The sequence below is a fragment of the Rhodococcus sp. KRD175 genome, from assembly GCF_017168275.1.
Lineage (GTDB): Bacteria > Actinomycetota > Actinomycetes > Mycobacteriales > Mycobacteriaceae > Rhodococcoides > Rhodococcoides fascians.
This window is the reverse complement of sequence record NZ_JABFAQ010000029.1, coordinates 1-8,360: the sequence shown is the minus strand read 5'-3', so window position 1 is coordinate 8,360 and position 8,360 is coordinate 1. Positions and strand designations below refer to the sequence as shown.

The 8,360-nt window shown below is 67.5% G+C and carries 11 protein-coding genes and 1 riboswitch; of the genes, 5 read left to right on the top strand and 6 right to left on the bottom strand.

Going from position 1 to position 8,360, the window contains the following annotated elements:
- Positions 1-682: CPBP family intramembrane glutamic endopeptidase (locus tag J1M81_RS24245; RefSeq protein WP_374223908.1), on the bottom strand; the 682-nt coding region annotated here is incomplete at its 3' end.
- A gap of 35 nt (positions 683-717) precedes the next feature.
- On the bottom strand, positions 718-1,488 hold the full coding sequence (locus J1M81_RS24240; protein WP_027494847.1) for a DUF2470 domain-containing protein: 771 nt from the start codon (positions 1,486-1,488) through the stop codon (positions 718-720).
- Positions 1,489-1,612: 124 nt separating this feature from the next.
- Between J1M81_RS24240 and J1M81_RS24235 the strand changes: the two genes are divergently transcribed.
- From J1M81_RS24235 to J1M81_RS24225, 3 genes are read left to right on the top strand one after another with little or no spacing between them, the layout of a single operon-like run.
- Positions 1,613-2,335, top strand: coding sequence for a hypothetical protein (locus J1M81_RS24235; protein WP_206499010.1), 723 nt, complete (start codon positions 1,613-1,615; stop codon positions 2,333-2,335).
- 9 nt (positions 2,336-2,344) lie between these two features.
- On the top strand, positions 2,345-3,277 hold the full coding sequence (gene pheA / locus J1M81_RS24230) for a prephenate dehydratase (RefSeq protein WP_048319135.1): 933 nt from the start codon (positions 2,345-2,347) through the stop codon (positions 3,275-3,277).
- Positions 3,274-3,939 carry a histidine phosphatase family protein gene (locus J1M81_RS24225; RefSeq protein WP_206499009.1) on the top strand — a complete coding sequence of 222 codons (666 nt, stop codon included), beginning with the start codon at positions 3,274-3,276 and terminating at the stop codon, positions 3,937-3,939. The genes pheA and J1M81_RS24225 overlap by 4 nt, the downstream gene beginning before the upstream one ends.
- On the opposite strand, the gene J1M81_RS24220 is transcribed toward J1M81_RS24225, so the two are convergent.
- From J1M81_RS24220 to J1M81_RS24205, 4 genes are all read right to left on the bottom strand, one after another.
- Positions 3,932-4,795, bottom strand: coding sequence for an ESX secretion-associated protein EspG (locus tag J1M81_RS24220; protein ID WP_206499008.1), 864 nt, complete (start codon positions 4,793-4,795; stop codon positions 3,932-3,934). The two genes, J1M81_RS24225 and J1M81_RS24220, sit on opposite strands and share 8 nt — an antisense overlap.
- Positions 4,792-6,012 carry a PPE domain-containing protein gene (locus J1M81_RS24215; RefSeq protein WP_241258438.1) on the bottom strand — a complete coding sequence of 407 codons (1,221 nt, stop codon included), beginning with the start codon at positions 6,010-6,012 and terminating at the stop codon, positions 4,792-4,794. The genes J1M81_RS24220 and J1M81_RS24215 overlap by 4 nt, the downstream gene beginning before the upstream one ends.
- Before the next feature lie 66 nt (positions 6,013-6,078).
- Positions 6,079-6,390, bottom strand: coding sequence for a PE family protein (locus J1M81_RS24210; RefSeq protein WP_027494842.1), 312 nt, complete (start codon positions 6,388-6,390; stop codon positions 6,079-6,081).
- Between the two features lie 88 nt (positions 6,391-6,478).
- Positions 6,479-7,045, bottom strand: a complete 567-nt coding sequence (locus J1M81_RS24205; protein WP_283348116.1) for a histidine phosphatase family protein — start codon at positions 7,043-7,045, stop codon at positions 6,479-6,481.
- Positions 7,046-7,108: 63 nt separating this feature from the next.
- A riboswitch (cobalamin riboswitch) is annotated at positions 7,109-7,243 on the top strand.
- A 50-nt stretch (positions 7,244-7,293) separates the two neighbouring features.
- On the opposite strand from J1M81_RS24205, the gene J1M81_RS24200 reads away from it, so the two are divergent.
- Positions 7,294-7,488 (top strand): CbtB domain-containing protein, encoded by a 195-nt coding sequence (locus tag J1M81_RS24200; RefSeq protein WP_027494840.1) that lies wholly within the window; start codon positions 7,294-7,296, stop codon positions 7,486-7,488.
- A complete protein-coding gene (locus tag J1M81_RS24195; RefSeq protein WP_032366733.1) occupies positions 7,479-8,249 on the top strand; it encodes a CbtA family protein in 771 nt (256 codons plus the stop codon). Before J1M81_RS24200 ends, J1M81_RS24195 begins: the two co-directional genes overlap by 10 nt.
- Positions 8,250-8,360 lie beyond the last annotated feature (111 nt).

The window sequence follows — 8,360 nt, the reverse complement described above, 5'->3', positions numbered from 1 at the left end:
GGCCCATCAGGAAGTTGCCGACGCCGCCGCCCACCCCCTGATAGAAGTGGTAGCTCCCGCGCAGCAGCGAGGAGCACAGCAAGGACTTGTTCTCGCTCAAGCCGAGTCGGCGCAGTCGAGAGATCAGGTAGGCGACGACGATGATCTCCTCGGCACCGGAGTTGGCCAGCGCATACAGAATCAGGGCGGGCACTCGCCACCAGTGGTCGTCGAGCGCGCTGGGTACGACGTTCAGATTGAATCCCAGGGCGTTGCCGACCAGGTAGAGCGCGAGACCCGGCAGCCCGATGAGTGCCGCCAGCCCGACGCCGTGGCCGAGATCGATCTTCAGGCGCGGTTTCGCCAGTCCGATCGCACGCGGTGCCAGATCTGCTCGCCACAGCAGGTACAGCCCCAATGCTCCCCACGCGCACAGGCGCAGGATGCTCAGCAGCTGGAACAGCAGGTCGATGACGCTGAAGCTCGATCGCGAGGAGTTCAGGGCGACCGTCTGATCGGACAGCGCTGCGGTCTGCAGGGCATCCTCGACCAGCGAGAGAATGCTGCTCATGCCACTGAGGCCGAACGTCACCAGCAGCACGATCGCGATCTCGACCTTGATGGTCGTGCGTTCGCGAGCATCGGGCGGTGGAGCGGCGCTCTCCGGCGGCGGTGGCGTCAACCAATTCCTGAAGTCGATCACGGCACGAGTGTGCCCTGTTGTGCCTCGCGGCGGCGTCAGCCCCGGGCGCGCAGACCGTTGAGGAACGGGCAACCGGCGAGGACCCGGAGGGCCCGGCTCAGGGAGATCGTGTCGTCGACGGGCGCGGCGAAGCCCAACCGGACGTCGTTGTCGCCGCACTCGCCCTCGATACGCAGACGAATGCCGTAGCGGTCGATGCCCAGCGGACGCACGCGTCCCTGCCGCAGCGACGGTGGGAGGCGTCGGGACAGTTGCGCGAGGAGGTCGGGATGATCGGAGTCGAGGTGCTCGAGCCAGCTCGTTTCCATCTCCCAGAACGGATCGGGCTCGGCTGCCAGCAGCGAGTCGACGTCGACCGGCTCGGCTCCGGTGCTGTCCGCCACCACTGCGGAGCCGACGATCAGACGCACCAGGGAGGTGGTGTGGCCGACGTCGAGCAGTGCCGCGTGGGGATGCTCGGCGGCCACCGCGCCGGCCATCGGGCGCATCAGCGATTCCGGCACCGGGCGCAATTCTCCGCGCAGCCACACCAGTGACCGCACCGGTTCGCGCAATGCGAGAGGTGCGTGATCGGTGAGCTCGACGACGGCAGGAACGCCGGCGCGGGAGGACTGCCACCTGATCGCGTCGTCGAGGGAATCGGTGGGGACCGCCAGAATCATCTCGCCGTTGGGGCGCAGGTGGTGCAGGGACGTCACGACGGGGTCGCTGCCGTCGATCACGAGAGCTGCACCCTCGGCGCGCATGCAGGCGCTGCGTACGCGCTCGGCGGTGGACGGTCCGGTGGTGGTGGTTGCGCCGAGCATGGGCTCCTCCGATGCGATCGGTACAGTTGAATGGCCAGTAGGTGAGGCATACCTAAGTAACGTGCCCCTAAGTTAGCCGGATGTGGCGGGTATCGCAAGGGCAAGCTGGGACTACCGTGAAGACGTGCCGATTCCGTTGACCCTCGGTGTGCCGCACCGACCAGATCCGAACGCGCTCGTCGCCGGACTGCTGCAGCCGTTCTGCGCCGATGCCCCTGCCGTGCAGGCCGCTCCACGCGCCGCCGAGTACGGCCCGCCCGTCGTGCTGGCCTCGACCCTGCTGACGCTGCCGCCCACCGAGAACCTCGGGCGCATCGTCGTGCGACTCGACATCGACCCGGACGAGCTCCGGGCCTCGAGCGCAGGCAACTACGAAGCCGTTCGATTCGAGGTCGACGCGGTCCCCGAGCATCTCGCCGACGCGCTCGGGTTACGGCTGCCCTCGCCCCTCGTCGTCTTCCCGGTGTTCGACGCGATCGACGTGGCCGAGACCGCGGAGACCATCGTTGCCGCTCATCGGACCCCCGGCATCGGTGTCGGCGACACGGCGCGGCGTATCGCCGACGTGCTCGCCGTCGTCTCGCATGCCGATGTCGGTCTGGTCGCCCGCGCCGACACCGGAGGCGAGGTGATCGCGATCCTCGCGGCGACGGTGGCATCGCTGCGCGGAGACGACATCGCGTCGGCTCTGGCCGCGCCGAATGTCGACGCTCTGCGCAAGCTCATACCCGAGGCCGCCGAGGCCGTGCGGGAGGTACTGCTGGGGGTCGAGATCGCCGACGCCGTCGCCGCCCGCGCCCGGCTGGTCGACGTCGGTTTGATCGCTTCGGGGACGTCGACAACGTAACCTCGAGACGTGCCTCGCATCGCTTACTTCGGCCCATCGGGAACGTTCACGGAGATGGCGCTGGCGCAATTCGAAACGCTCGGCGCATTCGATGGGGTCGGCCTGAGTGGGGGCGTCCAGAGGGTGTCGGCCGCGAGCCCGCCCGCGGCGCTCGAAGCCGTTCGATCCGGTGCCGCCGACGCCGCAGTGGTTCCCATCGAAAGTTCCATCGAGGGGGCCGTGCCGCCGACGCTCGACGCATTGTCCGAAGGACGGCGATTGCAGATCGTCGCCGAGACGGAGATCGAGGTCGCGTTCACCATCGTCGGCGGGCCCGGTGTCACGCTCGACTCGGCCCGCACGATCAGCGCGTACCCCATCGCCCTCAGCCAGGTCCGGCAGTGGTTGCAGGCCACGATGCCCGACGCCGTCGTGCAGTCTGCGACCTCGAATGCCGGTGCAGCAGAAGATGTTGCCGCCGGCGTGGTCGACGCCGCCGTCTCGACACGGTTGGCCGGGGAGCGATTGTCTCTGCCGACGCTGGCCGACGGCATCATCGACGTCGAGGGTGCGCGCACCCGCTTCGTGCTGGTGACTCCGCCGCAGCCGGTGCCCGCCCGCACCGGTGCCGACCGCACCTCGGTGGTGCTGAAGCCGCCGAACGACCCGGGTACGCTGCCGGCAGCGTTGGCGGAGTTCGGAATTCGCAACATCGATCTGACGTTCATCGAATCACGGCCTACCCGTTCGCAATTGGGCACCTACATGTTCTTCGTCGATTGCGCCGGGCATGTGGACGATCCCCTCGTCGCCGAGGCGCTGACCGCGTTCCACCGGAAGATGCCGCTACGTTTCCTCGGATCATGGCCCACGGCAACGACATCGGGAGGTTCGGTGCCGCAACCGATCGACGAGCACGTGCAGTGGTTGTCCGAAATTCGTTCCGGTCGGGGTGATCTGTGATGGGCAAGCTCATTCTCGTTCGGCACGGGCAGACCGTCTCCAACGTCGCGAAGAAGCTGGACACAGCGCCGCCGGGAGCCGAACTCACCGAGCTCGGGCACCGGCAAGCCGAGGCGTACGCGCAGACACGGCTGGGTAATCCTCCCGCCGTGTTGGTCTCATCGGTTGCGTTGCGCGCCAAGCAGACTGCGGGCTACGTCGAGCGCGGGACCGGAGTGCCCCTCGTCGTGGCCGACGGCATCCAGGAGACGTCCGCCGGAGACCTGGAAGATCGAGACGATCCCGAGGCGCACCGACTGTTCACCGAGATCTTCTACCGGTGGCATACCGGAGATCTGGATGCGGCCGCGCCGGGCGGAGAAAGCGGGCGCGCAGTATTGGCGCGCTACGTCCCGGTGCTCGACGAACTGCGTGGACAGTACCTGGGTGACGACACCGCCGGAGACGTCGTCGTCGTGAGCCACGGTGCCGCAATTCGATTGGTCGCGGCGGCCCTCACCGGTGTCGACGGCACCTTCGCCGCTGACAACCATCTCGACAACACCCAGACCGTCGAGCTGTTGCCGCTGCCCGACGGTGGCTGGGCATGCGCCAAGTGGGGCACGTTCCTGCCTCCCTTCGAGGGCAAGGGCAGCGACAAGGCAGACAACCCGATCAGCTGATCGCTGGATGGCCGATCGCGGGGTTGCCGGTTGCTGGGTTGGCGCTCGACGGGTCCTTGGCCGACGAGATCAGCTCGGTCAGAGCCGCTGTCACCCGGTGATCCGACGCGCCGGTCAACGAGCTCCACGAACGACCGTCTGCGGCGACAGCGGAGGTGGCGACGATCCGTCCGGCGCGGGTGTCGAACAGGGCCACCGGCCGCCCGGCCCCGCGCCGAGTCCCATGCCTGCGGGTCACGGCCGTGATCTCGGTCCTGCCCGCGCACGTGGCCATGGCCGAGGCCAGAGTGCGGGCCCGGTCGTCTGCGATTCCGATGCTGCGTAGACGGGAAGCGGTGCCGCCCACGTCGGACGGTGCCGCGTCGAGTGCTTCGGCCAGTAGGTCGGTGGGCGCGTTGATGCTGCCGGGATCGAACGGCGGTGCCGATCCCAGCGACGAGACGAGGTCGCGAGCCGGATCCCCGGCGATGACGCGTAGGGTGACGATGTTCTCTCGCCGTACCGCCGACACCGCGATGGTGTCGTCGGATGCGATGCAGATCCGAGTCACGGGAACGGTGTCGCCCTCGAATTGTCGCGCCGAGACGTACCAGCGGCGTTGTTCCAGGACCCGCAGCCAGTGGCGAACGTCCTCGTGGACCGCGGAGCCGTCCCACAGTCCTGCCGCCGCGAGGGCCTGACGGCCGCGGTCGACAGCACGGTCGCGGGCTTTCGCGTCGTCGAAGCGTGGGAAGACGTCGAGCACGACGGGTAGTTCGGCTATCGAGAGCTCGTCGACCAGGAAATCCATCTCGTCGACACCGAGTGCGGCACTCGGCAGTGTGTGGCCCACCGGCACGGTTCCCAAGTCGATCACCGGCCGTTCTCACTGATGTTGTCGAGGGCTGGGTCGTCGAGGACTGGGTTGTCGAGGGCTGGGTCGGGCAAGGCCGGGTCCGCTCCGATGACCGACGGTGCCACCGTGCGGCCGTCGGCGAAGTGCTCGAACTGTTTCAGGTATTCCGGGGTGTCGTGTTCGTCGTCGTCCTGCGCCCGTGTGCCCGACGCGGGCGCAGCACCGGCACCGGTTCCGCGCTGAGCGAGACCACCCTCGGCTGCGGTCGGTGCGCCGACCGTGGAAGCAGGACTGCTCTGTACTGCACCCGTGAGCGCCGATCCACCGCCGAGGGGACTCGACGCCGAACCGGGCATTCCCGGTCCGCCGCCGATGCTGCCGCTGCTTCCGCCCAGTCCGCCGTACGCCACCGGACGGGTGGATGCCGGCCCGACGGCGAGAGGTCCTGAACCACCGGCTGCGAAGGAGTGGCCGATGCCGGATCCGGGTCCACTCGGCGGCGGCGTCGAGACCAGATTCGATGCCGCGGTGGCCACCGTGGACACGCCCGTTCCGGCGATCGAGGTGGCGGCACTGCCGAGCTGCCCGGCTGCGGCTGCGACGCCGGGGTTCTGCGTCGCGGCCATCAAACTGCCGACCGCAGCCTGAACAGGTGACGTCATCAGCGCACCGTTGGCGAATTTGCCGAGACCACTGCCGGACTCGGACACGATGGCGGGTGCATGATCGAACGTCGTCTTCGCGATCAGGTGCGAGGAGACCAGCTCGAATCCCTCCATGACCATGGCTGCGCGGATGTCGAGCAATCGATCTGCGACCTCGGCCGCCTCGTAACTTCCGTTGAGCGCACCGCCGGTCGACGCAGCTGTGACCTTGGCAGCTTGCACCGCACCGATCTCCACGAGCGACGGCATCGTGGCCAATGCGACACCGTACGAGGTCCCCGCGGCGGGGGCTTCGATCGACAGTGCCGCTGCCTTCAGTGCTGTGGCTCCGGTCCACGTGGCGAACCGGGCGAGGGCGGCCTGCGCGAGGAGAGCCGACTCACCCTCCCAGCCTGCGGTCAGGGCTGTCGTGATGGCGGCGATGCTCACCGAGGCCTCGGTGAAGGCCGCGGCCACCGAACCCCAGGCCCCGCCTGCGACATGTAGAGGCACCGGGCCGGGCCCCAACAGTCGCGTCGAATTTCCTGTCGCAGTTCGTGGTAGCCACACCACACCTGTCACACCGAGCGTCATTGTCCAGCCCCCATGATGTTCGAGCCCCCGTGTCGTTTTCGAAACCGTTGCCGGTCGATGAGTGCGTCAGATGCCGGCGAGCCCCGGCAGGCCTCCGGCGGTGTCGTCGTCGGTCGCCAGGTAGTCCGCGGCCTGTTTGCGCAGTTCCTCGGCGGCCCGGTGTAGCTCCGAAATGCCTTGTGCTGCAGCAGGGCCGAAGGTATCGGCCGCGGTGGCGAAGAAGCGATCGGTCAAGAGCGACACCTCGTCGGTGCCCGGCGGTAGCGGCCGAACAGGAAGAGCCGTCGCAGTGACGGCGGCCTGCAATCGGGCAGCGACCGCATCGAGTTCCGAGGCAGCGAGCTGCAGAGCCACCGGATCGACTTTGATGACGGTCATGAGCACGCTCCCTGCGATCGACGAACTGGGCTGTCGGTAGGTAGGACGCCGCCGTGCCCGGATCGGTTCCATCGATGCCGGAAAGAATTCAGAGAGACTTCTGTGCCACCGAATCCATCGTCCACAGCGAGCCTCGGCGATGGATCGAGGTGCGCGTCAACGGTGCGACGTCGACCCGCCAGAACGAGCGGACCGGCGCCGCCAGCACCAGCACGACCGCGGCCCTGATCACTGCGGGTGCGGTCACGGCCAGCGTGCGGCCCGGCGTCGAACCGACCTCGTCGAGCCACGTCCGGACGCGAGCGAACAACGCCTCCAGAGATTCACCGCCCGGCGGTGTGAATGCCGGGTCGCCGAGCCAGGCCATCGCGTCGGCGTCGGGCAGATCGGTCATCTCGAGACCGGACCACCGGCCGTACGCGACGTCGGCCAACGCGGGTTCGACGGCGACGTCGCTGCCGAAGATGTCGGCAGTGGATCGGGACCGCAGCTCCGGGCCGGACACCACTCGGTCGGCACGCGGAAAGTCGGTCACCTCGGCCAGTGCGCGCACACCCGCCTCGTCGAGTGGCTCGTCGGCAGGAAAGCGGCCCGAGCGCATCGCATCGGTTCTGGCGTGGCTCACCAACGTCAGGCGGGTCGCTGGGGCAGTCACCGCGTCATTGTGGCATCGGACGATGTTCTTCGAGGACAGTGATTGACACGGAGTCGAACGCGGTGCCACAGTGCGCAGGTAAGACGCGATGTACGCAGGTAATCCGGTGAAAATCCGGAACGGTTGCGCCACTGTGATCGACGTCGGGCAGATGTCCGAATTCGAGAGCCAGAAAACTCGTACATCGCATGGCCGTCCCTTCATCTCCGAAGGGACTACGGGACGCACAATCCCAGGAGGACACCCCCATGGCAATACTTCATGCACCCAGCAACACGACGGAATCGGCGGCCCTCGCCGTCATCGTCGCTGCGACGATACTGCTCGCATTCGTTGTGCTCTACCTCGTCGGATTCGACCAGGGCGCGATCTCGCGCAGTGGCATGTACATGCACGAACTCATGCACGACGGCCGCCACCTGCTGGGCCTGCCATGCCACTGACCGGGACATTCGTTCAGTTGCTGGTGCGAGGTCTGCTCGCCGGTCTCGTCGCGGGACTGCTCGCCGGCGGAGTTGCCTTCGTCATCGGTGAGCCGCACGTCGATTCGGCCATCTCCATCGAAGAAGCAGCAGGCGAGGCACACCACGCCGACTCCGATGCGACTGCTGCGCACTCGCACGGAGACGAGGACGCCCTCGTCAGTCGCGACGGGCAACGCGTCGGACTGTTCCTCGCCACCGGACTCGCCGGACTCGCACTCGGCGCGATCTTCGCATCGGTACTGCACTATGCCCGACGGTTCAGCTCGCTTCCGGGCTCGATCCTCGCGCTCCTCGGAGCCGGGGCCGGATGGCTGGCAATCGAAGCGGTGCCGTTCTTCAAGTATCCGGCAAACCCACCGGCCGTCGGGGACCCGGAGACGATCACCCAGCGCACCTGGCTGTGGTTGGCCTCGGTGATTCTCGGTCTGCTGGCCGTGGGCGTCGCGATCTACGTGGCGAAGGCGGTGGCGTCGCAGTCGTCGGTGGCGGTCCGCGTCGGTGCTCCGACGGTGGCGTTCCTCGTGATCGTCGGTGTGGGTTATGCACTTCTACCGGGTGTGAACGAAGTGGGTTCGGACTTCCCGGCGACCCTGCTGTGGGAATTCCGACTCTCGTCACTGGCCACGCAGGCAACCCTGTGGCTGGCTCTGGGACTGGGATTCGCGTTCCTCACCGACCGCGCAGTGCGACCTGTTCGTCGAGAGGCTGTCTCGGCTTAACCCTGTTTTGCCCGCCCCCCCAGGTTGGGATCAATGCGCCTTTGTTGCAGTCTGACCGACTGAAACCCACATTGATCCCAACCGGGGGTGGCATTACGGGGGTGGGGGCTG